We start from the raw sequence: 25,754 nt of genomic DNA on the forward strand, positions 1-25,754 counted from the left end.
TCGTAAATTTATGTGAACTTTTTCTCATGTTGTGCTACCATAAATTCAAGTTTAACAAACTAACCCTGTTAATGGTATGCCTTTTGACTCATTTCGGCAAATGATCTGCTTACTACAAAATCGGAGGTATGAATTCTGAGAAAAGGAAAAGCCGTTTCAATTATGCCCGGTGTCTTGCTCATCGGACTTGGCAGCTACTTTTTATTGCAAGCCTTCCCTCAACTAGCGGGAAACCAGCTTCTAACCTGGCCATCTATCTTATTAATCATTGGATTGGCTCTTTTGTTTCAAAGTAAATATGACGGTTTCTTATCGTTTCCCGGTGCGCTCTTAATCGGACTTGCTATTCACTATCATGGGTTGCAGCTCGTCTCGTTTTGGCCGAGCCATTTGGGTATGTATCCGCTCATTATCAGTATGTCCTTTTTATTCCTTTATACTCGAACAAAACATCAAGGTCTCATTCCAGGTATACTGTTATTTTTACTCGCATTATTTATGCTCTCACCATGGAAACCGTATCTGCAAAACCCAGCATTTCTCCCGTTCGGAGACTACTTTTGGCCGGTCGTATTCATTGTCATTGGAGTCATTATGCTTTATCAGAAAAAGAAATAAGACGAGCTGGGACATAACATTAATGTAGATAGCGAAACACGAATGTAGCACAATATCCGCTACAGGAGAATCCCTCGCTTTCCACGGGAACGGCCTTAGCCCCTTCCGCGGGGAAAGCACCGCTACAGTGTCTTCACCGCGTTCTGTTCCGTTGGAGTCTCGGGTTCTCCTTCCGCTCGTTCAAATAAACCCAAGAAAGGCGAATGATTCTGCAATCGAATCACTCGCCTTTTCAAATTGATTTTTAGTTATGTCTTAGTCTCTTCAGTCTTTTACGTTTTAATCTGACTATGCGGAATTCCCAACAGAGCGAATCCGTGTCCACTTTTTCAAAACGTTTAGTTGATAACTTAAATCATTTTCTGAATCGCACGCCAGACGGTTTCTCGGCCGTAGCCCGTTTCAGATGAGAATAAGAACAATTGATCCTCTTCACGCAATTCAAGCTCGTCCGAAATGATTTTAAGATGCTTCTGCCATTTTGATTTTGCAATCTTGTCGCCCTTTGTCGCAACAACAATGACCGGAATCTCAAAATGATGCAACCAATCATACATCAGCTTGTCCTCTTTTGAAGGCTTGTGTCTGAAATCAACAAGCAATAAAACCGCTTTTAGCTGCTCGCGTTCCATAAAGAACTGCTCAATCATTTTTCCCCATTGATCTCTTACTGATTTTGCAACTTTAGCAAATCCATAACCTGGTACATCCACAAAATGAATCTTCTCATTGATTTCATAGAAATTGAGAGTTTGAGTCTTACCGGGCTGACCAGACGTTCTCGCCAGGCTTTTCCGGTTGATCATTTTATTGATAAATGATGATTTACCCACATTGGACCTTCCTGCCAAGGCAATCTCCGGCAGAAAGGTATTAGGATATTGTTCAGGTTTTACAGCAATATACTTAAGATCAACCTTTGTAATTTTCATATGGTCATTCCCCTAAAGCGTGTTCCAACACCTGATCCAGGTGTGACACGAGTATAAATTGAAGCTCATCGCGTACACTCTTTGGAATATCATCCAGGTCTTTTTCATTATCTTGCGGAATAATAATGGTCTTTAACCCTGCACGATGCGCGCTCATTGATTTTTCTTTTAATCCGCCAATAGGCAGAACTCTACCTCTTAACGTAATCTCTCCTGTCATTCCGACTTCACGTTTAACATAACGACCGGTTAATGCAGAAATTAAAGCTGTCGCCATTGTAATTCCAGCAGATGGGCCATCCTTAGGAGTGGCGCCTTCCGGAACGTGAATGTGGATATCCATGTTTTCATGGAAGGAAGAGTCGATCTTCAGTTCATTTGAGCGAGAGCGAATGTAGCTGAATGCCGCTTGAGCCGACTCTTTCATAACGTCTCCAAGCTTTCCTGTTAACGTCAGCTTACCCTTACCTGGTACAACTGATACCTCAATTGATAGTGTATCGCCGCCAACTGACGTATAAGCAAGTCCAGTAGCTGCACCAATTTGATTTTCTTCCTCTGCAAGACCATAACGGAAACGTGTTTTACCAAGCATCTCTTCAACCACTGTTTCTGTTACATTCACACGTTTCTTTTCTCCAGTTACAAGAACTTTTGCAGCCTTCCGACAAAGTGTCGCCATTTGTCGCTCAAGGTTACGTACTCCTGCTTCACGAGTATAATAACGAATGACCTTTTGCAAAGCTTCATTTGTCACACGCATTTTATTACCGTTTAATCCGTGTTCTTTAATCTGTTTTGGTAGCAGATAGGTTTTAGCAATCTCCATTTTTTCAAGCTCTGTGTATCCAGCAATCGAAATGATTTCCATTCGGTCAAGTAGTGGTCCAGGAATGGTGTTCAAGTTATTTGCTGTTGTCACAAACATGACTTTCGACAAATCATATGGCTCTTCAATGTAGTGATCACTAAATGTGTTGTTTTGTTCAGGATCAAGCACCTCAAGTAACGCAGAGGATGGATCTCCTCTAAAGTCTTGCGCCATCTTATCGATCTCATCAAGTAAAAAGACAGGATTAATCGTTCCCGCTTTTTTCATTCCCTGAATTAAACGTCCTGGCATTGCTCCGACATACGTACGTCTATGCCCACGGATTTCTGCTTCATCACGGACGCCTCCAAGTGACATCCGAACAAATTCACGATTAAGTGAACGGGCAATCGAGCGAGCAAGGGAAGTTTTCCCTACCCCTGGAGGGCCTGTTAAGCATAGAATTGGACCTTTAAGCTCTTGAGTTAGCTGCCTAACAGCTAAATATTCTAGCACACGCTCTTTTACTTTTTCGAGTCCGTAATGATCTTCGTTCAACACTTGTTCAGAGTGATTCACGTCAAGCTGATCATCGGTTTCATTGACCCAAGGGAGCTGGATAAGCCAGTCTAAATAAGTTCGTAAAACAGAGCTCTCTGCTGAGCTTGCAGGCATTTTTTCAAAGCGATCTAGTTCCTTTAATGCCTTTTCTTTTATAGATGCTGGCATCTCTATTGCTTCGATTTGCTCTCGTAAGCTACTGACTTCACCAGAGCGACCATCCTTGTCTCCGAGCTCTTTCTGGATAGCTTTCATCTGTTCACGCAAATAGTATTCTTTTTGCGTTTTTTCCATCGACTTCTTCACACGTTGGCTAATTTTCTTCTCAAGCCCGAGAATCTCTTGCTCGTTATTTAAAATGTCAATTAGCTTTACAAGACGCGCATGAATAGAGCTTGTTTCAAGTAATTCCTGCTTCTGCTGCAGCTTAAGTGGAAGATTAGCCGCAATCACGTCCGTTAAACGACTTGCATCAGTAATATCGGCAACAGTCGCCACCGTCTCAGCAGATACTTTCTTTGAAAGCTTTGAGAACTGCTCAAACATGGACATAACATGTCTCATCATCGCTTGTACTTCTGTTGTAACTTCCTCGTCTTCTTCATGAATTGTTGAAATCTCAACATGTAAATAAGACTCATTTGTAATATAACGCTCTATTTTTGCTCGCTGAATTCCTTCCACATGGATACGAACCGTTCCATTTGAAAGCTTTGTCATTTCGTTCACTCGAGCTAGCGTTCCAACTGTGTAGATATCTTCTTCTGTTGGTTGATCAAGCTTAATTTCTTTCTGAGTAGACAGAAAAATTTCCTGGTCATCTTCCATCGCCTGCTGCAATGCCTCTACAGATTTTGTTCTTCCTACATCAAGATGTAGCACCATCTTTGGAAAAACCAATAATCCCCGTAAAGGCAAAAGCGGAATATGCCGTTTCTTTTCTGTTTCGACCATCCGCGAACACCTCCGAATTCCTGTTCCAGACAAATCAGACGAGGATTAGTTTCTTAGTAGACCCTAATCCTCGTTCTGTTATCGTAGTCTATGCGTTCTTGCTGTTATACGCTCACATTATGTCAACATTTCTTTTCATAACTAATCGTCTTTAAAGCTGGTCAAGCACTTTCTCAATTCTATCTTATCCAGGTTTTTTTGTCTATTTATACAGACGTAGCAATTGATCCTTTTGTACCAGCCTGTGCCGGGATGGTTTTTTCTTTGATAGATGGTAATAATGCAAGTTCAAGAACTTCGTCTAATGTCGAAACTGGGATGACTTCCACACCTTCAATTTCCTGTAGGATGGTTTCGGCATTCTCAACCGGAATGATGACTTTGGTTGCTCCTGCTAACTTAGCCGCCTCAACTTTTGCAACTACACCGCCAATTGGCTTAACCTGACCACGAATACTAAGCTCTCCCGTCATAGCAAGATCATGCCTAATCGGTTGTTCATGAATCGCTGAATAAATCCCACATGCAATTGCAATCCCTGCTGACGGACCATCCACTGGCCCCCCACCTGGGAAGTTCACATGAATATCGTAATCAGCAGTTGGCGTTCCCATCCGTCTAAGTACGGTAACTACGTTCTCAACCGAGCCTTTAGCCATACTTTTACGTCGGATTGAACGGGCTTGTGTTCCAGTACTCTCTTCTTCAGCAATTCCAGTAATGTTGATCGTCCCTTTTTGCATGTGAGGAATGACATTGACTTCAATCTCAAGTAATGCACCTAAGTTCGGACCATAGACAGCTAACCCATTCACAAGCCCGATGGCTGGCTCATCGTGGATGCGTTTTTCTGGGCGCGGAGTGATCTGTCCCGCATGGAGCACCCACTCAATGTCACTCACTTGAATCTGCTTTCGCCCCTCTGCTAACGCTAGCCCTGATGCGATTTGAATGATATTAACGGTTTCACGCCCATTTGTTGCATATCTGGATATCTTCACCCCTGATTGTTCTTCAAGCTCAAATTGTATTTTTTGTGCTGCATTTTGAGCGATCTTTATAATTTCCTCAGGCTTTAACGCTCTGAAAAACACTTCCATACAGCGAGACCGAATGGCTGGTGGAATTTCATCCGGTTGTCTAGTTGTTGCTGCAATTAAGCGAAAGTCAGCCGGAAGACCCTTTTGAAAAATCTCATGAATATGCTTAGGTATGTTTGCATTCTCTTCGTTGTAATAGACACTTTCTAAAAAGACTTTTCGGTCCTCTAGTACCTTTAAAAGCTTATTTTGTTGAATCGAATGAAGTTCCCCAATCTCATCAATAAACAAAACGCCTCCGTGTGCTTTTGATACAGCTCCTTGCTTCGGTTGCGGAATTCCCGCCTGTCCCATTGCACCCGCTCCTTGATAGATCGGATCATGAACAGAACCAATTAATGGGTCTGCAATTCCCCGTTCATCAAATCTAGCGGTTGTCCCGTCCAGTTCAACAAAAACAGCTTCTTTAGCAAAAGGCGAGCCTGCATGTGTTTTGGCTTCTTTTAATACTAATCTGGCCGCGGCCGTTTTTCCGACACCTGGAGGACCGTATATAATAACATGCTGAGGATTTGGTCCACACAGAGCTGCTTTTAAGGCACGAATCCCTTCTTTTTGACCTACGATATCCTCAAACCCACTTGGGCGAACCCTCTCAGACAATGGTTCAGTTAACGTAATGGCTCGCATCTTTCTTAATTGTTCCATTTCTTTTTTTGATTCTTTGTCGATACTCACTCGCTGACTACGTTGCCCCTTTAGCAAATTCCAAAAATAGAGGCCGATCACAACACCAAAAAATAATTGTACGATTAACACAATACTTGTCCAGTTCACACCATTTCCTCCTGTCACTCACTAATCTGTGTTTAGTATGACCGAACCGTCGTAGACTCATTACGGCATATTTGTCTAACGCATAGTAAATGTTGGAAGGTAGAACGTACCCAAACAAAAAAAGAGCAGCGACTGCTCGCTACTCTTCTTTTGTTATGCACTTTCTTTTGGTTTTCTAGTATCAATCGTAATTTCTGTACCATCATCTGTTTTAAGAATTGGTGCAGCACCTTCCGTGATACATTTATCGTGAATGATACATTTTACAATGTCTTCACGTGATGGTAAATCAAACATCACATCTAGCATGATTCCTTCAATAATCGAACGAAGTCCACGAGCACCCGTCTTACGTTCAATCGCTTTATTGGCGATCTCAATTAGCGCAGCCTCCGTGAATTCAAGTTCAACATCATCAAGCTCTAAAAGCTTTTGGTACTGTTTCACAAGTGCGTTCTTTGGTTGAGTTAGAATCTCAACAAGCGCTTTTGAATCAAGCGGCTCGAGGCTCGAGATAACAGGTAGTCGACCAATAAATTCTGGAATGAGTCCAAAACGTAATAAGTCTTCCGGAAGTACTTTTGCTAGGTATTCACCTGGTTTTAGTTCTTCTTGTTTTGCCTCAGAACCGAATCCGATAATCTTCTTACCTAGACGGCGTTTGATAATTTGCTCGATGCCATCAAATGCTCCTCCACAAATGAAAAGAACGTTTGTTGTATCAATTTGAATAAATTCTTGATGAGGATGCTTACGTCCGCCTTGAGGAGGCACGCTTGCTGTTGTTCCTTCAAGGATTTTAAGAAGCGCTTGCTGTACACCTTCACCAGATACATCACGTGTAATCGATGGGTTCTCAGATTTACGAGCTACTTTATCAATTTCATCAATGTAAATGATTCCTTTTTCTGCTTTTTCTACATCATAGTCTGCTGCTTGGATCAGTTTAAGTAAGATGTTTTCTACGTCTTCCCCAACATAACCTGCCTCAGTAAGTGATGTAGCATCTGCTACAGCAAATGGTACATTTAAGATACGTGCCAGCGTTTGAGCAAGTAATGTTTTACCACTACCGGTAGGTCCAATCATACAAATGTTACTCTTAGCTAGCTCAACTTCTTCAGAGCGGCTTAATGAGTTAATACGCTTATAATGATTGTAAACTGCTACGGATAGCGATTTTTTCGCATTACCTTGGCCAATTACATAATCATCTAACACTTCACAGATTTCATATGGCTTTGGAATTTCTTGAAACTCTACTTCTTCTTCAGTTCCAAGCTCTTCTTCTACAATTTCTGTACATAATTCAATACATTCATCACATATATACACACCAGGTCCAGCTACAAGCTTGCGAACTTGGTCTTGAGTTTTTCCACAGAAAGAACACTTTAATTGTCCCTTTTCCTCGTTAAACTTAAACATGAGATCACCCCTCACAAAATATTGTACCATTCGCATCAATGTCATGACTATTTATAAGCCTTGTCATGAACATGCGCCGTACATTATCGTCTAGACCCGAATTCCCCTTCAATGATATCTGTGCACATTTCAACACATTCATCACAAATATAAACGCCAGGTCCAGCGACTATCTTTCTTACTTGCGCTTCCGTCTTGCTACAGAAAGAACAGGAAAGTTCCTTACTCTTATCAGCCAAATAAATCACCCCTATAAAGTAAACGATTCATCCTCCGAGTTCAACCAAAAAGCATTTCATTCTATTCTGTTTCTACGAGTTTCAGCTATTGTAGCATACTTTAATTAGTGCGACACTCATTTGCTCTTCTATGTACGGTATCATGCATACATGTCTGTTATAGGTTAGTTTATGTTAAGACACTGTATACATTCAAGATAATTGCTTGAAAACCCTTTTTTTCAAAAGATTTTTCTTACAGTCTCCTAAGCATGTTCAAAAATGGAGCTCATCATACATCAGAATCTGTAGAAGAAAAACAAGGTGCGTCCGAGTCCGCACCTTGTTTCTTAGTGTTCATTAAGCCGTTTTGCTTTCTTCTACAAGAAGATCAATCGCCTTTTGGATCTTAAGATCTGCTTTAAGATTCTCAACTCCACCTTGAGCAGTGAAAATTGTACGAATCTCATCAACAGGACGTTGATACATTTCAGCCATTTTTTCTAGCTCTTTATCAACATCTTCATCAGATACTTCGATTTCTTCTTTAATAGAGATCGCTTCAAGTACTAGATTCGCTTTTACGCGTTTACCAGCATCTTCTTTAAACTGCTCGCGCATCGCTTCTTCGTTTTGTCCAGAGAACTGGTAGTACGTCTCAAGATCCATTCCTTGGCTTTGTAGACGTTGACCAAATTCTTGAAGCATACGATCTGTTTCAGTTGTGATCATTGCTTCTGGAATATCAATTGTTGCATTTTCAGTTGCTTGTTCAATTAAAGCTTCACGTGTTGTATTTTCAGCTGTATCTTTTTTCTGCTTTTCAAGTTTTTCTTTTACTTCTTTTTTAAGCTCGTCTAGCGTTTCAACGTTTTCGTTTACATCCTTAGCAAACTCATCGTTTAGCTCAGGAAGCTCTTTACGCTTGATTTCGTGAACTTTCACTTTAAATGTAGCAGGTTGTCCAGCTAGATCTTCAGCGTGATACTCTTCAGGGAATGTGATCTCAACATCTTTCTCATCGCCAGTTTTCAAGCCAACAAGCTGCTCTTCAAATCCTGGGATAAATGAGTTTGAACCAACTTCTAGAGAGTAGTTCTCAGCCGTTCCACCTTCAAATGCTTCACCATTTGCGAACCCTTCAAAGTCAATAACAGCAGTATCGCCATCTTCAATTGCTCCATCTTCAATAACAACAAGCTCAGCTTGATGACCTTGTAGATGTTTAAGTTCTGCATCAATATCTTCTTCTGTTACTTCTGTTTCTTGAGCTTCTACTTGAAGACCTTTGTACTCACCAAGCTCAACTTCAGGCTTCACTGTAACTGTTGCTTTAAAAACAAGCTCGCTTCCTTTTTCCATTTTCTCGATGTCAATGTCAGGACGATCAACTGGTGTAATCCCAGCTTCATCAACTGCACTTGCATACGCTTCTGGAAGAAGAAGATCTAGAGCATCTTGGTAAAGAGACTCTACACCAAATTGCTTTTCAAAAAGACTACGAGGTACTTTCCCTTTACGGAATCCAGGGATGTTTACTTTTTTAGAAACTTTTTTGAACGCTTCGTCTAAAGCTTGTGTTACCTTCTCTGCTTCAACTTCTACTGTTAAAACTCCTTGATTTCCTTCTTGCTTTTCCCATTTTGCACTCATTCGTGTTCCCTCCAACTATATCTTCGTTCTAAAAACGATTGATTTCCGTTATACATGATTGACAACCACACTATTATAACATAAAGCCCTTGCTTTTCAATGGAAGCACTAGAATTAACAAATGGCTTGCGTAAAATTTTTGGATTATGTATGTATTACCCGTCCGTTTCAGTGAAATGAGGTAGACCATACCTGAAAACTTGACCCTCTAATTCTTCAACAAACTCAATTTTCTCAAGCACGTCTGAGCGGTTTGTTTTAAAGGCCTCCACAATTTCCATTTCATTATAATCACTTGCAATCCTTTCACAAGCAATCATCGTGAACGCAGCCGCATAGCTTCTCTGTTCTGTTTCCTCTGGTAAGAACGGAAAGATTGTTAATGAATGTAACACCATTAATTGTGTAGACATCTCTAAAAGAATAGGATCCTCGTGCTCTAAATACTCAATTAGAAGATGCTTCATCTTTGAAATAAAATGAGTCAGCGCTCCCTCAAGCTTAAGTGTTTCTGGAACAACAACCTGAGTTTGTCCAAGTTTAGTAATGGTTATTTCTTCAGTTACGTTCCAATCCATTAAATATTGCAAGGCATAACTTTGGAGCAGCCAATCATGGGCCGGATCTTCTATGTAAGTAATAAACGCTTCTGTTGCCTGGTGCTGATTCTTCTTACCTAGGTTTTGAATAGCTTGCCATTCAAGCTCGGGATTTGATGATTGAAGTTTGTCTAACTCTTCTTTCTCAACATCATCCGCTACATGATCACCTAACGACTGATCGATAACAGGTAAGCTTTCTGTCATTTGTCTACTAAAATGAAGTAGCTTATAGAGACTCTCCGCATGTTGCGGCGGAAAACGATTTTCAGCTAAGACCGCATCTAGGAGTTCAATAACTTCCTCATATCTAGAAAGCTGGACGAGTAATGAAATATGTACTTGCAAGTTTTCAAAATAATCTCCGGTTCCCTCTCTTAGCAGCTTATCCGTTAAGTTCACAGCCTCTTCCAGCCTACCAAGCTCTACTAAACTGAGCATCTTTCCAAATCGGACCTTTGCGTTTTCCGGTTCAATGGATTCGGCCTGCTCAAAATACTCATGAGCACCCTTACCATCCTTCGCTTTAAGAGCATCCATCCCGAGTTCAAGCAGTCTACGTACTAATCCTGGATAAAGAATAATGTTGTTTTGATCGTTCTTGTGAGATTTATCGGTCATTCGTTTTACTCCCACTCTAATTGGACTCATCGTTTGTCTAAAGCTAGGTAAAGTGTACCAGTTCACCTTTCCTATTACAAATGCAAAAGCATCCAGTCTCAACTTTAGAAAAACGGAGATACCTTTTGACAAAGATACCTCCGACTTTTTCTAATGTACCCTTTAGCGCGCTTCTTCAAACGCTTTAATCTTCTCTTCATGAAGCATAGTTAACCCAATTTCATCCCAACCATTTAACAACATCTTCTTCCAATAAGGATCAATGGAAAAATGAGCTTCAAACCCTTCTCCACTTACAGTTTGCTCTTCTAAGTTAACGGTTAGTGAATAAAGATCTTGTTCTGCCTTCTCGAGAAGTTCATTTACTTCTTGCTCATTTAGGCGAATGGGAAGCATACCATTTTTCACACAGTTATTATAGAAGATATCGGCAAAGCTTGGTGCAATAATCACTTTGAATCCATAATCATGTAACGCCCAAGGTGCATGCTCCCTAGAAGAGCCGCAACCAAAGTTATTACCTGCAACAAGAACAGATGCGTCTGCTGCTTCAGGTTTATTCAAAGCGAACTCTGGATTATCTGAGCCATCAGAGAGAAAACGCCAATCAAAAAAGAGAAACTGTCCGAAGCCTGTTCGTTCCACTCGCTTCAAAAACTGTTTTGGAATGATTTGATCCGTATCGACATTTACACGATTTAAGGCGGCCGTTTGACCTGAATGAATTGTTAATGGCTCCATTTACTTCACCCCTTCCGTTCTAAACGTTCGTACATCTACAAAACGACCAGCAATTGCTGTAGCTGCAGCCATTTCAGGACTTACTAAGTGGGTTCTGGAGCCCTTCCCCTGTCTACCTTCAAAATTACGGTTTGAAGTAGATGCACATCGTTCACCTTCAGGAACGACGTCAGGGTTCATACTTAAGCACATACTACAACCAGACTCACGCCATTCAAATCCTGCCTCTTTAAATACTTGATCAAGCCCTTCTTTCTCTGCTTGCTTTTTCACTCGTTGAGATCCCGGAACAACAAGTGCACGAACATGTCCAGCGACCTTTCTACCTTGTATAATCTCGGCTGCCGCTCGCAAATCACTGATACGGGAGTTCGTACAGGAACCAATGAAGACATGTTGTATTTCAATAGAAGAAATAGGCGTACCCGGTGTTAAATCCATATATTCAAGCGCTTGTTCGATCCCTCTTTTTTCTGACACAGATTGAGCATTCTCAGGGGACGGCACCACATCCGTTATTCGTACTCCTTGTGAAGGATCTGTCCCCCACGTGACCATCGGTTCAATCTCAGACGAATCGATAATGACTGTACGATCATAAGCTGCTCCAACATCTGTTGCCAGTTCACTCCACTGGTGTTTAATGATTTCGAATTCCTCACCTTTTGGAACAAATTGACGTCCCTCCAGATAGTCAAAGGTTACTTGATCGGGACTAATTAGACCTGCTTTTGCACCAGCTTCAATCGACATATTACAGATCGTCATGCGCTCTTCCATGGTTAATCCTCTAATGGCGTCTCCGGTAAATTCAATAATGGAGCCTGTTCCAACATCCACGCCAAATTTTGAAATGATTGCAAGAATGACATCTTTTGCAGAAATTCCTGTACCCAGTTGACCTGTTATACGCACTTCAAGGGTTTTAGGCTTTGATTGCCATAAAGATTGAGTAGCCAGAACATGTTCGACTTCACTTGTACCGATCCCGAATGCAATCGCACCAAACGCACCATGTGTAGATGTGTGACTATCCCCACAAACGATGGTCTTCCCAGGCTGAGTTAACCCAAGCTCTGGACCAATGACATGGACAATCCCATTTTCCGGGCTTTTTAAGTCAGCAATCTCAATGCCAAATTCGTTGCAGTTCTCAGCAAGGGTATCCATTTGTTTTCTTGCAATCATATCCGTAATATCGTAACGGTTTACTGTTGGCACATTATGATCCATTGTGGCAAATGTGAGATCAGGGCGCCTTACCTTTCTCCCAGCTAAGCGCAAGCCTTCAAAAGCTTGAGGAGACGTTACTTCGTGTACAAGATGCAAGTCAATATAGAGTAGACTTGGTTTCCCCTCTTCTGCGGTTACTTCATGGGCATTCCAGATTTTTTCAATGATTGTTTTAGGTGCCATCTGCGATTCCTCCTCATTCTGACATTATTTCGTTTGTTCGGTACCTATAAAAGCAAGAACAGCATCCGTCATCTCTGTTGTTGTGACTGCCTCTTGATTTCCGTATACTAGGTCAGCTGTGCGCACGCCTGAATCAAGCGCTGCATTGATTGCAGACATCACTGCTTCTGCTTCTTTTTCCATTTTAAAAGCGTATTTCAGCATCATCGCTACAGAGGCAATGGTAGCTAGTGGATTAGCTAAACCTTTTCCAGCAATATCTGGAGCAGATCCATGAATGGGTTCATAAATTCCTGGTCCCTCTGCACTTAAGCTAGCTGATGGAAGTAAACCAAGTGATCCTGAGATCATTGAAGCTTCATCACTTAGAATATCTCCAAATAAATTCTCTGTTACTAACACATCGAATTGCCGTGGATTACGAATCAACTGCATAGCAGCATTATCAACAAGCATGTGCTCAAGTGTCACGTCTGGAAATTCTTCTGATATTTCATTTGCGATTTCTCTCCATAAGCGACTTGATTCGAGTACATTTGCTTTATCTACAGACATTACTTTTTTACCTCTTAGCTCTGCTAATTCAAAGGCCATCCGAACAATTCGTTCAATTTCACTTCGCTTGTAAGATAATGTATCAACAGCCGCTTCTTCGCCGTCAACGTCCAAGCGCTCGCTCGGTTCACCGAAATAAAGGCCCCCCGTTAATTCTCTAACAATGAGTAAATCAATGCCCCTTACAACGTCTTCTTTAATAGTAGACTCTGAAACCAAGCTGTTGTAAATTGACACTGGACGTAAATTTGAAAACAACTCCAGCTCTTTGCGAATGCGCAAAAGTCCTTTTTCGGGACGTAAATGAGCCGGATGGCTATCCCACTTCGGACCGCCTACAGCACCTAATAAAATAGCATCACTTTCTCTACAACGATCAAGTGTCGTTTGTGGCAACGGATCTTCAAATTGATCGACTGCCGTTCCACCAATGGCTGCTGTCTCATATGAGAACTCATGACCAAATATGTCTCCAACTTTATCTAATACTCTCACAGCTTCCGTTACAACTTCAGGTCCAATTCCGTCTCCTGGTAAAAGCGTTATCTGTTTTTTCATAGTCAGAATCTCCTATATATTGACCTTGTTCGTTTGTTCCTGTTCATAAGCTTTTCGGATTAATGTCCGATTCACAGCGTTGATGTAGGCTTTAGCCGATGCTTCTAGCACATCATGTGCTGTACCTCTTCCAGACGACTCGAACCCTGCGTATTTAACCTGCACATAGACTTCGGCTAATGCGTCTCCACCACCATTTACTGATTGAATGCGGTAGTCTTCCAAACTGACAGGTCCCTCAATGATGCGTTCAAGTGTGTTATAAATGGCTTCAACACTACCTGACCCAGTTGCGGCCTCTTGAGCCATTTCACCTGATGGCAGCTTCATTGTAATCGCTGCTGTAGGAATGTTGTTTGTTCCATAATTAACTTGAACTGTCTGAAGTTCATAAGATTCTTGAATGGCATCCGTCATCGTTTCAGTCATTAATGCAAACAAATCGTCTTCCGTGACTTCCTTCTTCTTATCACAAAGATCTTTAAATGCATCAAAGATTTGTTGGAATTGCGTAGAGTCACCCGCAAAACCTAGCTCGGTCAGCTTTTCTTTAAATGCGTGTCTTCCTGAATGTTTCCCAAGAACCATAGAACTCTCATGAACTCCAACTAGCTCTGGAGTAATAATTTCATAGGTCTCTTTGTTTTTCAGCATACCATCCTGGTGGATACCAGATTCATGAGCAAATGCATTGGCACCAACAACTGCTTTATTTCCAGGAACCGGCATGTTTGCTAGCTTACTCACTAGGGAGCTTGTGCGTTTAATTTCTTTTAACGTTAAACCTGTATCTGCTTTGTAGTAATCTTTGCGGATATTAAGGGCAACAGCAATTTCTTCAAGTGCAGCATTACCTGCACGTTCTCCAATCCCATTCACTGTACATTCTACTTGACCTGCACCATTTTGAATCGCTGCCAAGGAGTTTGCTACAGCCATCCCTAAATCGTTATGGTTATGTGTAGACAGGACCACTTTATCGATGCTTGGAACATGTTCTTTCATATAAGCAAACATTTTTCCAATTTCATGTGGGGTTGTAAATCCAACCGTATCTGGCAAATTAATAACCGTGGCTCCAGCTTGAATGGCTTCTTCTACTAATCGAGCTAAGAAAGGAAGCTCTGCACGACTTGCGTCTTCAGCAGAAAACTGAACATGAGGGAACTTTGATGCTGCAAGCTTCACACTTTGAACTGCTCTCTCTACTACCTGGTCAGGCGTCATATTCAGCTTGTATTGCATGTGAATAGGAGAAGAGGCAATAAATACATGAAGTCTTGGCTCCGCACTATCTTTTAAGGCTTCCCATGCTGTATCAATATCTGATTGAACGGCACGAGCCAGGCCAGTGATCGAGCTGTTTTTGACGGTACGAGCAATCTGCTGAACAGATTGGAAGTCTCCTTTTGAAGAGGCTGGAAATCCAGCCTCCATAATGTCCACTCCAAGGCGTTCTAGCTGTCTTGCAATTTCAAGCTTTTCTTCTAGATTCAAACTGACTCCAGCCGATTGCTCTCCATCGCGCAACGTGGTGTCAAAGACATTAATTTTTCGCACTGCCCACCACTCCTTTTGATTTGCCTTTCACAAATGGCATCATTTCACGAAGCTCACGACCAACCACTTCAATTGGATGATTTTTCTCTGCTTCATTAATTGCTGTATACTCTGGACGATTCGCTTGGTTCTCAAGAATCCAGCCTTTAGCAAACTTACCTGTTTGGATATCAGACAGAATGCCTTTCATTGCTTTTTTCGTTTCGTCTGTTACGATACGAGGTCCAGCTTGGAAGTCTCCCCATTGTGCTGTATCAGAGATTGAATAACGCATTGTTTCAAGTCCACCCTCATACATTAGATCAACAATTAGCTTTAATTCATGTAAACATTCAAAGTACGCTACTTCTGGCTGGTACCCAGCTTCAGTTAATGTTTCAAAACCAGCTTTTACAAGGGCAGCTGTACCACCGCATAATACGGCTTGTTCACCGAATAGATCCGTTTCTGTTTCTTCTTTAAACGTTGTTTCAAGCACACCCGCACGAGCGGCACCGATTTGTTTTGCATATGCAAGGGCCGTGTCTTTTGCTTGACCTGTTGCATCCTGGAATACAGCGATTAGTCCTGGTACACCTGCGCCTTCTTCAAATGTACGACGAACAAGATGTCCTGGACCCTTTGGAGCAACTAAAAATACATCTACGTTAGATGGTGGTACGATTTGGTTAAAGTGAATGTTAAAACCATGAGCAAATACAAGTGCTTTTCCTTCTGTTAGCTCTGGCTCAATTTCGTTTTTGTAGATTGTCGGTTGATGCTCATCCGGAAGAAGGATCATGATTAAATCAGCTTGTGCTGACGCATCTCTTACCGTTTGAACATCAAATCCATCTTCAGCTGCTTTATCCCATGATTTCCCCTGGCGTAATCCAACAACAACTTGAACACCGCTTTCGCGAAGGTTTAATGCGTGTGCGTGACCTTGTGAACCATATCCAATGATTGCAACTGTTTTACCTTGTAGTAGTCCTTCATTTACATCACCGTTATAATATACTTTTGCCATTAGAAATCTCTCCTCTTTTTTAAATAGATAATTTAATATATTTGGAATGTCACTTGTTCCTGTTAGTTAATTAAGCTTAGCCTGTTTGGATCCGCTATTACCTTTTTAGAGCTACGACTTAATGCTGTTTCGCCGGTTCTGGCGAGCTCCTTAATTCCATAAGGCCGAAGGAGATCAATAAGCGCCTCGACCTTTTCATGGTCACCGACGACTTGAAGCGTCATGCTTTCACGCCCAATGTCAATTGTTTGTGCACGAAATGTGTTAACCAGAGCAGCAATTTCACCTCTTTGTTCAGGAAAGGCAACAATTTTAATGAGGGCAAGCTCGCGAGCAATAATTGCCTCATCGGTAATGTCCTTCACCTTTAAGACATCAACCTGCTTATGGAGCTGTTTTAATACCTGCTCGATGTTATTCATCGTGTCTACTACAACAACAAATGTCATCCTTGATACGGAAGGGTTTTCCGTTACACCAACGGTAATACTCTCAATGTTATAGTGTCTTCTTGCAAACAATCCGGTGATACGGTTTAATACACCTGAGCTATTGTTTACAAGCGTAGAAATCGTTCGCTTCATGGTCTAATCCCCTCCATTTCGTGATGACCTTTCCCTGGACAAATCATTGGGTAGACATTCTCTTCTTGAGCCACTCTACAATCCATTAAAACTGGACCATCGTGAGCAAGCATTTCTTCAATCGCTGACTCCATATCCTTTAGTACTTCAACTTTCATCGCCTTAATGGAGTACGCTTCCGCCAGCTTCACAAAATCAGGCTGGATTGGGAAAAGTGAGTTTGAATAACGCTCTCCGTGGAAAAGCTGTTGCCACTGGCGAACCATTCCAAGTGATGCGTTATTCACAATAACAATTTTCACCGGCAAGTTCAGTTCCTGTAAAATGGACATTTCCTGCAGAGTCATTTGGAATCCAGCATCACCGATAATGGAAACGACGGTTGATTCTGGCTCAGCGATTTGAGCACCAATTGCTGCCGGGAACCCAAAGCCCATTGTTCCAAGTCCACCTGATGTGACCCAGCGGTTGGGTTTATCAAATTTATAGAACTGGGCTGACCACATTTGATGCTGGCCAACGTCTGTTGTCACGATTGCTTCACCTTTGGTTTTTTGATAAATCTTTTCGATTAAATGTTGAGGTTTAATCGTTTCATCCTCTTGCTTATACCAAAGAGGGAAATCCGTTTTCTTTAGCTGAAGACTAGCTTTCCAGTCTGCATGATCTGCTTGTGCGCCTTGTTCAGCAATAAGCATCTTTAATGCTTCTTTTGCATCTCCTACAACCGGGATTTGCGTCTCGATATTCTTTCCGATTTCCGCTGGATCCACATCAATGTGTGCAATCGTCGCATTTGGAGCAAAAAATTCTAATTTTCCTGTAAGACGGTCATCAAAACGAGCACCAATGTTAATTAATAAGTCGGCTTCATGAAGCGCCATATTTGCGGCATACGTTCCATGCATCCCCGCCATACCTAAGTGTAATTCATGGTTACCTGGGAAGTTCCCTAGTCCAAGTAGTGTGTTTACAACCGGAATTTGCTGTTGCTCCACATATTCATATAAATACTCGCTTGCTTTAGCATGAAGAATGCCAGCTCCTGCTAAAATAACGGGCTTTTTCGCTTGTGTGACAGCTTCCGCAAGCTTACGAATTTGTTGACGATTTGGGATAATTGTCGGTTGATATCCCGGTAAACTCACTTCACCGCTATAGTCAAATAACCCAGAATCTTGCGACACATCTTTTGGCAGATCAATTAGGACTGGACCTGGTCGCCCCGTTGTTGCGATATGGAATGCTTCCTTAATAATTCTTGGAAACTCTTCTACCGACCTCACTTGAAAATTATGCTTTGTAATTGGCATCGTAATCCCTAGCATATCTGCTTCTTGGAAAGCATCTGTTCCAATTAGTGATTTAGCTACCTGACCCGTAATAACAACAAGTGGAAGTGAATCAATCATCGCATCTGCAATTCCCGTTACTACATTTGTCGCTCCGGGTCCGGAGGTTACAACACATACACCAGGTTTCCCTGCTACTCTTGCATATCCTTCCGCAGCATGAATGGCGCCTTGTTCGTGCCTTGCTAAAATATGACGAATACCTGTTTTGTAGATTTCATCATAGGTTGGAAGAATAGCTCCTCCTGGATAGCCAAAGATGACTTCAACGTTCTCTTTTGCTAATGCTTCAATCAGCATTCCTGACCCTGATAGTACTTTTGGTGCCTCTTGGTTTTCAATGTTCACAACAAGCTCCTGTTTTTTTGTTTTCGTTGACATCTTTGCTCCTCCTTTTTAGTCCAAAGCGTATGGGAATATAAAAAAAATCTTTCCGCGCCCAACAAGCCACGTTTGTAGCTGAAGGGGCGAAAAGATTAGCTTTTCACGGTACCACCCTAGTTCACCAAAAATCAATTTGGTCTCATGGACAAAACATTCTGTCCGTTTTAATAACGAGTGCTGGTACACCCGGTCTCCCTAGTAAATTAGCCCGTAGCCAATCGTTCAGTAAGACTCTCAGAGGTGAGTTTCGGAATATCTTCTGCACCGCTTCTCAGCAACGCGGCTCTCTTTAGCAGAAAGGCTATTCGTACTTTCCTCATCAACAATTTAACAATTATATTTTCATGACTCCGCCAGTATTTGCAGAGGTTACTAGTTTTGAGTAACGGGCTAGATAGCCTTTTTTCACTTTTGGTTCTGGTTCTGTCCAGCCAACCTTACGGCGAGCTAGCTCTTCTTCATCAACCAATAGATGAATCCCTCGATTTGGAAGGTCGATCTTAATCGTATCTCCGTTTTCAACAAAGGCAATTGGTCCACCCTCGGCAGCTTCAGGAGAGATATGTCCAATAGAGATTCCTCGTGATGCACCAGAGAATCGTCCATCCGTAATTAAAGCAACCTTTGTACCAAGACCTCTACCTTGGATGGCTGAGGTTGGTGCGAGCATTTCCGGCATACCCGGTCCACCCTTAGGTCCTTCGCTACGAATAACAACCACATGTCCCTCTCTTACTTCACCTTTATTAATCTTCTCTTGTGCTTCTTCTTGAGATTCAAAGACAATTGCTTCGCCTTCAAACACTTGGATAGAAGGATCAACAGCACCCACTTTAATAACGGCTCCGTCTGGTGCTAGGTTACCAAATAGGATTGATAAACCACCCACTGGACTATATGCAGTATCTTTGTCTCTTATGACATCTTTATTCGTCACTTCTGCGTGTTTCACATTTTCATAGAGGCTTTTACCAGTGATCGTGATCCGATCCGGATGAACCGCCCCTTCAATTTCACAAAGTTGTTTGATGATGGCACTCACACCACCAGCTTGATGAACATCATCCATCGAATAGTCAGATGCCGGGCTAATCTTACTTAAATAAGGAATTCGCTCAGCCACTTCATTAATTCGGTTAAGATCATATTCGACTTCCGCCTCGTGAGCGATCGCTAATGTATGAAGAACCGTGTTCGTTGAACCACCCATTGCCATATCAAGGGCAAATGCATCATCAATGGTTTCTTGAGTGACGATATCACGTGGACGAATATCTTTTTCAATGAGATTCATTAAGTGTTTAGCAGCATCTTTAATTAATTGATGACGCTTATTAGATGTTGCTACAATTGTTCCGTTACCCGGAAGTGCAAGTCCCAGCATTTCCATTAATGAGTTCATGGAGTTCGCTGTAAACATTCCCGAACAGGAGCCACATGTCGGACAAGCTTGCTGTTCAATTTCAAGCAGCTCTTCTCTTGTCATTTTCCCGGAAGAAAAAGCTCCTACTCCCTCAAATACTGAAACAAGTGAAAGACTCTCGCCCTCTTTTGTTCGACCCGCTTCCATCGGTCCACCTGATACAAAGACTGACGGTACGTTCGTTCGAACCGATGCCATTAACATTCCTGGTGTAATTTTGTCGCAGTTTGGAATGTAGAACACTCCATCAAACCAGTGAGCATTAATAACCGTTTCAGCCGCATCGCAGATAATCTCGCGACTTGGTAGGGAATATCTCATTCCGATATGTCCCATGGCGATTCCATCATCTACACCAATCGTGTTGAATTCAAATGGAATCCCACCTGCTTCAATAATCGCTTCCTTAGCAACCTCTGCAAATTTATTTAAATGCATGTGCCCAGGAATAATATCAATATATGAATTACAGACTCCGATAAACGGTTTGTCCATATCCTCTTCTCTAACACCCGCTGCTCGAAGTAAGCTTCTGTGAGGTGCACGATCGATTCCTTTTTTGATCATATTACTTCTCATTGCTACCCGCTCCCACATCAGTGTAATCTGTTTATTCGGCCACATATAACATTGTCATGGGCATAAACACGTGTGAATCTTCCGTTAACTCTTATTAGATAGAAGAATCAAAAATCTTTGTCAGCATTTCTTACGTTGTTTGTTAAAAGTGTTTTGTTATTGAGACTTATCATACGCCTCTTGCTAGCGAGGGTCAACCGTTTTAACGAAAATAATTAGATAATTTAGATAGATTCAATTATTGTATGCGGTTACATCCTTGCTAATAAAAAGTTTTAAGATTTCTAAAAAAATTGTCATACTTTTTAAAAAAACGGGGATAGTAGTCTTAGGTGATGAAAATGAAACGAACAAAAAACATGTTTCAAAAAATGTCAGAGTTAAAACTATTCTCTCTCTTATTCAAAAAACAACCACTAACTCATCTCGTGCTTGTCAATGACCATTGGAAACAGTGCCCTGACGCAATGGATAAGAAATTGTGTGAGCTGCTCCATCAACGCAATTTTTATCCAACGGCTAACCAGATGATCTATGGGGTACGAACGAATGTCGCTTTAATTCCTTACAAGCTAGCTTTTGTTAAAGCGAGTTCAGAAGCGAAGCAAGAGCGCATTAAAAGAGTTCTCCGTAAAAAAGGATGGACGGTTTACTTTTACACACAGGAAAATGTCACGAGTGAGAATCCTTCGTGGCTGCAAGCGATTACTTCTAGCTCTACCCAAACAAAAAACGCCTATCTGCAAACCTAACGGCAGACGGCGTTTTTTTGGTTGATTTTATTGTTCGTGTGTTAGACTAAAGGGCGCAGAGAATAAAGAATTTGAGGTGTGCCATTATTGAGTAATCCAAGCATACGAATAAAAAAGATTTGGGAAGACGAGACTCTTATAGAATGTCGTTTAGAGTTTTTTACTACAAGTAGTAAAGTGTCTTTAGATGTCTACACAACAATTGCTGATCTAGAAGAGTTAAGACAAGGGATCATTCACTTCAACCCGGTCGCAGGGGCAGAATGGATTTGGACATCAGGTGAGAATACGGATGAAACAACTCATTATCTATCTGTACGATTTTTTAACCATACGAACAGAGGGCATGTGGGTCTTGAGATCATTCTTGATAATAAACAAGACGTACCTGAGTCTTTATATTCACATTTTTATATTCTCACAGAGTTGAATCAGCTAGATGACTTTGCACTTAAACTGAAGCTGCTAATCAACAAGGACGTTTCTGAGATAGAAGGACTACTACCCACTTCGTAATTTTTTCTATGACGAAAAAACGATCTTAAGAATTAATGCTTAAGATCGTTTTTTAAACCTATGTAATTCTTCTCGGTAACGTCCCAGGAGGACGTGCGATATTAAGGCAATTACTTTGATCTACCAGTACTTGCGCTATATTCTGTGTAAAATTTGTGTAAATTATAATTTTGTATAAATCCCTTTATTCTCTATTCAAGTATATATAGATGAAAAGTTTTCTTCTATATATACTTGGGTTTTCCTAGCTAAGAAACACCATTTATCGCCTTTGCTATTTGGGTAATGAACAAAGCCTCCATTATTTACGTCTATTTTCTTTTTTATTTCAGGTCTTAATAGAAAGTTCTCTTTAAGCCAATCTTCTCCCTTACCAGTAATCGTCTTTAGATCACTCATTGACCACCATACTTTATTAATAGCTAATTGATTAGCTCTTTCCCCTACATAGAGATCTATTTCCTTTCTTACCAACTCTCTAAATTCTTCTTCTTTGGCTTTGATCGTAAATTCAATCATTATCATTTACTCCTTTTTGTTCCAATTCACTATTGTTTTATGTTGGATCGCAAATGATGGCTTTTTTTTTGAAGTGCAATAAAGTTGAACCAAGGTAAGGTTACTCTTACTGAATGTTTTAATATAAGCTCTAAATTTTTGTTATCCTCGTAACAAATTGACCATCTCTTTTAAATGTTGTTGATTTGTAACCTGGGATATCCTTTCGCCCCTCAGTTCCCCAAGCTTTTGATGAACCAAGTAGTTTCTTTAAACCTTCTGAAAGTTGTACTTCTTCGCCATGAAATTTAGCGCTTTTAATTATAAACATAATATATATCCCTCTCTTCTATGATTTAATACTTTTTCTATCACAATAATCATCTCACTACTTTAAGTAAAGATAAATAAATAACGAAGCGATAACGCATAAAGAGAATTTTTGACTAGCAGAAAAGATACAATCCTTTACCATATAAGTGGAGTAGCTGCCTTTTTCTTTTACAAGTTTAATGTATCGTGACTTTAAGACCTCTTCCTTCTCTTCTAATGGTACTTGGTTGGTTGACGCGAATCTCCCCTGATCGTCCCTCAATCGGTCGTGATTGAAGGATCTCTTTGGCTGGCTGCTTCTGTTCCATTCTTCTTGTGATAACTTCTCTAAGATCATCTTTGACGTCCCCCTTCTCTTCTTTCGCTTTCCATGTCTGCTCCATCCATAGCTGGTAGTCTGATAGCTCCCACAGTAGGGGAGAGAGAGGGACGTCAGTTTTTAAATGTTCACTAATCAATCCCTTGAAAGTCTCAGAATGAGCACTTGCAAAAAGTGCTGCTCGAATGATTTGATTACGATCTAATGTTGTTGCATGAAAGAGATTGTTTACGTACTTTCTAAATTCCTCATCGTATCTCACGGTTGGTCTATACATTCTCATTCTCTATCTCTTTCAATCCAATTAGTTCTAACAGGCATTGACGTTCCTCTTCCGTTAGGTAGATATCAGTGCTTTCAAGTAGCTCCATTGCCATTTCCTTTGTCATAGGTGTTTGCCCCCTTTAAATGTAAGGACGTCTTGTTGTCCTTTGATAAAGGCTATGGATCACTGCTTGTCCACTATGCACGTTTTTTGCCCTGAATAAAAAAACAAATCTTTGTCAATGCTTTTGATGAGGTGATGAGAATGTTTGGATTGGGGAAGAAACGAACAGAATTCGGTAAGATGTTAGATAGGAACAATATTTCGCAACAAGAGATGGCTCAGGCATCAGGTGTTAATCGGACCATCATTTCCAAGATGTGTAATGATGAAGAGTACAGACCGAAGATAGAAACCGAGGTTAAAATTAAGAAGGGACTTGAAAAGTTAAATTTATAATTGGAAACTTTATGTTGTCGCACACCGTAGAAAATAGTACGATTTACTTACTAAAGGCGGTGAAGTCCATGAGAGCTTTTTTTAAGATCTTAAGACTATTCGGCGATGCTAAGGCTGTAAGCAAAGGCACTTACCATAAACGAGTTGCCAGGAGAACGGTAGCAAGGCCTGCACATAGAGCAGTTAATAAGTCAGTAAGGAAAATGTTTAGATAATTAATGTCTATTTTTGTCGAAAGAGTATGACTAAAGCATTAAAACTTTTATAATAAATAACTGTGTTCATTACTTAATTAAAGGGGACTACATCATGAAAAAGATATTATTATCGTTAGGACTAATAAGTGTATTAGCTTTGGCCGCCTGTGGTGATAGCGATGAACCAACAACAAGCGAGCCCGCAGAAACCGAAGACATAACTGCCGATGCTGAGACAGATGAGGCTGCAGAAGAATCTAATATTATAGAAGCAGACTCTGATAACGATTGGGAAACACAAGTTGGAGAAACGAATGAGGATGGCACTATAAAACTGTTGGCTAGAAGCGAAGATCCAGTCGATATTGAAACAGGACCAATGACTCTCTCGTTTCCACAGGTTACTGTAAGCGAGGTTGTTGAATGGCCTGAGGAATTAGCGGAGTACTATGACTTCGAAGCTACTGGTATTATTCAGATTGATATGGAAATCTCAAATACAGAGGATGAAGATATTAATTTTTATATGGACCAAGCAACTATTACAACTAACACTGGCGAACAGTTAGAACCTGATTTACTGGCTAGCGATCATATTGGTGGAGAATTTTTAGGAGCAGTTAATAAAAGCGGAAGCATTCGCTATATGTTGCAAAATTCTGATCCAAACGAAGTTGAATGGGTACGTATTTTAATCGATGCCCCAAGTGACGAAAATTATAATTCTATCGGTAGCAGCATTGATATTCAAATTGATTTTTAACAAATTAAGGAATTATAAAGTTAAATCTGAGCCTCTTTCCCAATAGAGGTTCTTTTTTCTAGTTGTAATACGAACATTCATTCGCATATAATAAGAGCAAGATATCAGATCAGGAGTGTTTATGATGCCATCATTTGAAGAGATCGAAGAATATAAAACGTACTTACGTAGAGGGAATCTGACTTGGGAAGGTAGTCGGATGATGCTACCGGAACATAAAGAAGCTATTCGACTATCAAATGAGCGTGATTACCGCAAAGAAAAGCATGAATTGGATCCAAATGAGTTGCAGGAGATTGGTTATGTGGTTATGGATGCATTAAATCACACAAAAAGTGTGGTCATTAATTATTGGCGCGATTGGGAGTACCATAACGTGGTTTGCTGTATTGGATCTGTTTCGAGAGATCAGAAGCAAATTAAAGTGGAAATGGATGATGGGGAGATTGAATATATAGCAGTAGACTGCTTAAGAAGTATCCAGGTAATATAAAAAAGAGCCTTTTAAGCTCTTTTAAGTATTATGGAAACAATATTAAATTTCTTTATAAAGTATAGGTTTTAAATGCATTAATAGATCTAAGTCCTGCTCTGAAGTTTGATTTTGCATTATTACTACTGTTTTATTAGCTGTAATAGTAAAATCATAACTTTTCTTCTCAAACGTTAAAGCACAGTTCAAAGAACTAAGTTTCCCCGCTGCTTCTAGCCTACTATAATCTTCATTTAAATTAACATGATCACCAAAAAGAGCAACACTTTTTAATGAACCGTCATTAAAACCACTTATCCACCCTCCCCAAACATTCTCAGAATGTTTAACTAGATAAGGAAAATCAACATTTGATCTTGAAACCCTGAATTTATCACCAAATACTTTACTAAAACGTCTTACCCACCCATTAACTCCGCCTTTATCACCTTCAACTAGTAGTAACTTTTTCTCAGGATGATAATAAGCGTTCATATTCTTACTTTCAATAAATTGCTTAAATAAAATTTCTTGATCGTAAGCTCTTCCGGACTTCTTTTTTAACTTTTCATGGACTATTACATATTTTTGAAAACCTTCATAATAGTCTTTAGTTGTCAAAGTTAATAAACTGCTTGGTTGGTCGTTGCCTTCCAAAGGGAGTTGATCGTCATCAGAAGAATAACGACTATTTGGATTTGTAAAGTCTAAAAAACTTTCTACATCTAGAAAATGATAAGCTCTCAC

The 25,754-nt window shown here is 40.7% G+C and carries 25 protein-coding genes and 1 other annotated feature; of the genes, 6 read left to right on the plus strand and 19 right to left on the minus strand.

Translation table 11 applies throughout. The features are described from left to right. Window positions 1–162: 162 nt before the first annotated feature. The gene (locus tag ACQKKO_RS15650; protein WP_498648795.1) at window positions 163–618 is read left to right on the plus strand and encodes a LiaI-LiaF-like domain-containing protein; all 456 of its coding nucleotides are present in this window, start codon (window positions 163–165) and stop codon (window positions 616–618) included. A gap of 350 nt (window positions 619–968) precedes the next feature. Here the strand turns inward: ACQKKO_RS15650 and yihA are convergent, their stop codons facing one another. The 15 genes from yihA to ilvD form a co-directional block, all read right to left on the minus strand. Next, a complete protein-coding gene (gene yihA, locus ACQKKO_RS15655; protein ID WP_498648797.1) occupies window positions 969–1,550 on the minus strand; it encodes a ribosome biogenesis GTP-binding protein YihA/YsxC in 582 nt (193 codons plus the stop codon). 4 nt (window positions 1,551–1,554) lie between these two features. After that, complete coding sequence (lon, locus tag ACQKKO_RS15660) at window positions 1,555–3,876, minus strand: endopeptidase La (protein ID WP_498648800.1); 2,322 nt, start codon at window positions 3,874–3,876, stop codon at window positions 1,555–1,557. 206 nt (window positions 3,877–4,082) lie between these two features. Further along, window positions 4,083–5,753, minus strand: a complete 1,671-nt coding sequence (gene lonB / locus ACQKKO_RS15665; protein ID WP_498648802.1) for an ATP-dependent protease LonB — start codon at window positions 5,751–5,753, stop codon at window positions 4,083–4,085. Window positions 5,754–5,906: 153 nt separating this feature from the next. Then, window positions 5,907–7,181, minus strand: a complete 1,275-nt coding sequence (gene clpX, locus ACQKKO_RS15670; protein WP_498648804.1) for an ATP-dependent protease ATP-binding subunit ClpX — start codon at window positions 7,179–7,181, stop codon at window positions 5,907–5,909. Window positions 7,182–7,264: 83 nt separating this feature from the next. Next, on the minus strand, window positions 7,265–7,429 hold the full coding sequence (locus ACQKKO_RS15675; protein WP_498648805.1) for a ClpX C4-type zinc finger protein: 165 nt from the start codon (window positions 7,427–7,429) through the stop codon (window positions 7,265–7,267). Window positions 7,430–7,759: 330 nt separating this feature from the next. Then, on the minus strand, window positions 7,760–9,052 hold the full coding sequence (gene tig / locus ACQKKO_RS15680; RefSeq protein WP_498648807.1) for a trigger factor: 1,293 nt from the start codon (window positions 9,050–9,052) through the stop codon (window positions 7,760–7,762). A gap of 155 nt (window positions 9,053–9,207) precedes the next feature. Next, window positions 9,208–10,404 (minus strand): tetratricopeptide repeat protein, encoded by a 1,197-nt coding sequence (locus ACQKKO_RS15685; RefSeq protein ID WP_498648810.1) that lies wholly within the window; start codon window positions 10,402–10,404, stop codon window positions 9,208–9,210. 30 nt (window positions 10,405–10,434) lie between these two features. Further along, the gene (gene leuD / locus ACQKKO_RS15690; protein ID WP_498648812.1) at window positions 10,435–11,013 is read right to left on the minus strand and encodes a 3-isopropylmalate dehydratase small subunit; all 579 of its coding nucleotides are present in this window, start codon (window positions 11,011–11,013) and stop codon (window positions 10,435–10,437) included. After that, a complete protein-coding gene (gene leuC, locus ACQKKO_RS15695) occupies window positions 11,014–12,429 on the minus strand; it encodes a 3-isopropylmalate dehydratase large subunit (RefSeq protein ID WP_498648814.1) in 1,416 nt (471 codons plus the stop codon). It abuts the gene before it with no gap. Window positions 12,430–12,453: 24 nt separating this feature from the next. Beyond that, window positions 12,454–13,542, minus strand: coding sequence for a 3-isopropylmalate dehydrogenase (leuB, locus tag ACQKKO_RS15700; protein ID WP_498648816.1), 1,089 nt, complete (start codon window positions 13,540–13,542; stop codon window positions 12,454–12,456). A gap of 12 nt (window positions 13,543–13,554) precedes the next feature. Further along, window positions 13,555–15,102 carry a 2-isopropylmalate synthase gene (locus ACQKKO_RS15705; RefSeq protein WP_498648818.1) on the minus strand — a complete coding sequence of 516 codons (1,548 nt, stop codon included), beginning with the start codon at window positions 15,100–15,102 and terminating at the stop codon, window positions 13,555–13,557. Beyond that, a complete protein-coding gene (ilvC, locus tag ACQKKO_RS15710) occupies window positions 15,089–16,111 on the minus strand; it encodes a ketol-acid reductoisomerase (protein WP_203089803.1) in 1,023 nt (340 codons plus the stop codon). Before ilvC ends, ACQKKO_RS15705 begins: the two co-directional genes overlap by 14 nt. 62 nt (window positions 16,112–16,173) lie before the next feature. Beyond that, on the minus strand, window positions 16,174–16,695 hold the full coding sequence (gene ilvN, locus ACQKKO_RS15715) for an acetolactate synthase small subunit (RefSeq protein WP_498648821.1): 522 nt from the start codon (window positions 16,693–16,695) through the stop codon (window positions 16,174–16,176). Continuing rightward, window positions 16,692–18,428, minus strand: coding sequence for an acetolactate synthase large subunit (gene ilvB, locus ACQKKO_RS15720; RefSeq protein ID WP_498648823.1), 1,737 nt, complete (start codon window positions 18,426–18,428; stop codon window positions 16,692–16,694). Before ilvB ends, ilvN begins: the two co-directional genes overlap by 4 nt. 79 nt (window positions 18,429–18,507) lie before the next feature. After that, window positions 18,508–18,763: a binding site (T-box leader), on the minus strand. A 2-nt stretch (window positions 18,764–18,765) separates the two neighbouring features. After that, window positions 18,766–20,433, minus strand: a complete 1,668-nt coding sequence (ilvD, locus tag ACQKKO_RS15725) for a dihydroxy-acid dehydratase (RefSeq protein ID WP_498648824.1) — start codon at window positions 20,431–20,433, stop codon at window positions 18,766–18,768. A 341-nt stretch (window positions 20,434–20,774) separates the two neighbouring features. Here ilvD and ACQKKO_RS15730 point away from each other — a divergent pair, with 341 nt between their 5' ends. Next, on the plus strand, window positions 20,775–21,185 hold the full coding sequence (locus ACQKKO_RS15730; protein ID WP_498648826.1) for a hypothetical protein: 411 nt from the start codon (window positions 20,775–20,777) through the stop codon (window positions 21,183–21,185). An 87-nt stretch (window positions 21,186–21,272) separates the two neighbouring features. Continuing rightward, complete coding sequence (locus ACQKKO_RS15735) at window positions 21,273–21,701, plus strand: hypothetical protein (RefSeq protein ID WP_498648829.1); 429 nt, start codon at window positions 21,273–21,275, stop codon at window positions 21,699–21,701. Window positions 21,702–21,896: 195 nt separating this feature from the next. Here the strand turns inward: ACQKKO_RS15735 and ACQKKO_RS15740 are convergent, their stop codons facing one another. From ACQKKO_RS15740 to ACQKKO_RS15750, 3 genes are all read right to left on the minus strand, one after another. Beyond that, window positions 21,897–22,220, minus strand: a complete 324-nt coding sequence (locus ACQKKO_RS15740; RefSeq protein ID WP_498648831.1) for a DUF771 domain-containing protein — start codon at window positions 22,218–22,220, stop codon at window positions 21,897–21,899. Between the two features lie 130 nt (window positions 22,221–22,350). Continuing rightward, window positions 22,351–22,530 carry a hypothetical protein gene (locus ACQKKO_RS15745; RefSeq protein ID WP_498648833.1) on the minus strand — a complete coding sequence of 60 codons (180 nt, stop codon included), beginning with the start codon at window positions 22,528–22,530 and terminating at the stop codon, window positions 22,351–22,353. A 178-nt stretch (window positions 22,531–22,708) separates the two neighbouring features. Next, a complete protein-coding gene (locus ACQKKO_RS15750) occupies window positions 22,709–23,134 on the minus strand; it encodes a hypothetical protein (protein ID WP_498648835.1) in 426 nt (141 codons plus the stop codon). Between the two features lie 246 nt (window positions 23,135–23,380). Here ACQKKO_RS15750 and ACQKKO_RS15755 point away from each other — a divergent pair, with 246 nt between their 5' ends. The 3 genes from ACQKKO_RS15755 to ACQKKO_RS15765 all read left to right on the plus strand — a co-directional run bounded on the left by ACQKKO_RS15755 (window position 23,381) and on the right by ACQKKO_RS15765 (window position 25,028). Then, window positions 23,381–23,575, plus strand: a complete 195-nt coding sequence (locus ACQKKO_RS15755) for a helix-turn-helix domain-containing protein (protein ID WP_498648837.1) — start codon at window positions 23,381–23,383, stop codon at window positions 23,573–23,575. Between the two features lie 309 nt (window positions 23,576–23,884). Next, window positions 23,885–24,535 carry a hypothetical protein gene (locus ACQKKO_RS15760; protein ID WP_498648839.1) on the plus strand — a complete coding sequence of 217 codons (651 nt, stop codon included), beginning with the start codon at window positions 23,885–23,887 and terminating at the stop codon, window positions 24,533–24,535. Between the two features lie 124 nt (window positions 24,536–24,659). Then, on the plus strand, window positions 24,660–25,028 hold the full coding sequence (locus ACQKKO_RS15765; RefSeq protein WP_498648841.1) for a YolD-like family protein: 369 nt from the start codon (window positions 24,660–24,662) through the stop codon (window positions 25,026–25,028). Window positions 25,029–25,070: 42 nt separating this feature from the next. Here ACQKKO_RS15765 and ACQKKO_RS15770 read toward each other — a convergent pair whose 3' ends face one another. Then, window positions 25,071–25,754, minus strand: a complete 684-nt coding sequence (locus ACQKKO_RS15770; RefSeq protein ID WP_498648843.1) for a hypothetical protein — start codon at window positions 25,752–25,754, stop codon at window positions 25,071–25,073.

It is taken from the genome of Alkalihalobacillus sp. NPDC127517, from assembly GCF_050276055.1.
In the GTDB taxonomy this organism is placed as follows: domain Bacteria; phylum Bacillota; class Bacilli; order Bacillales; family Bacillaceae_D; genus Alkalicoccobacillus.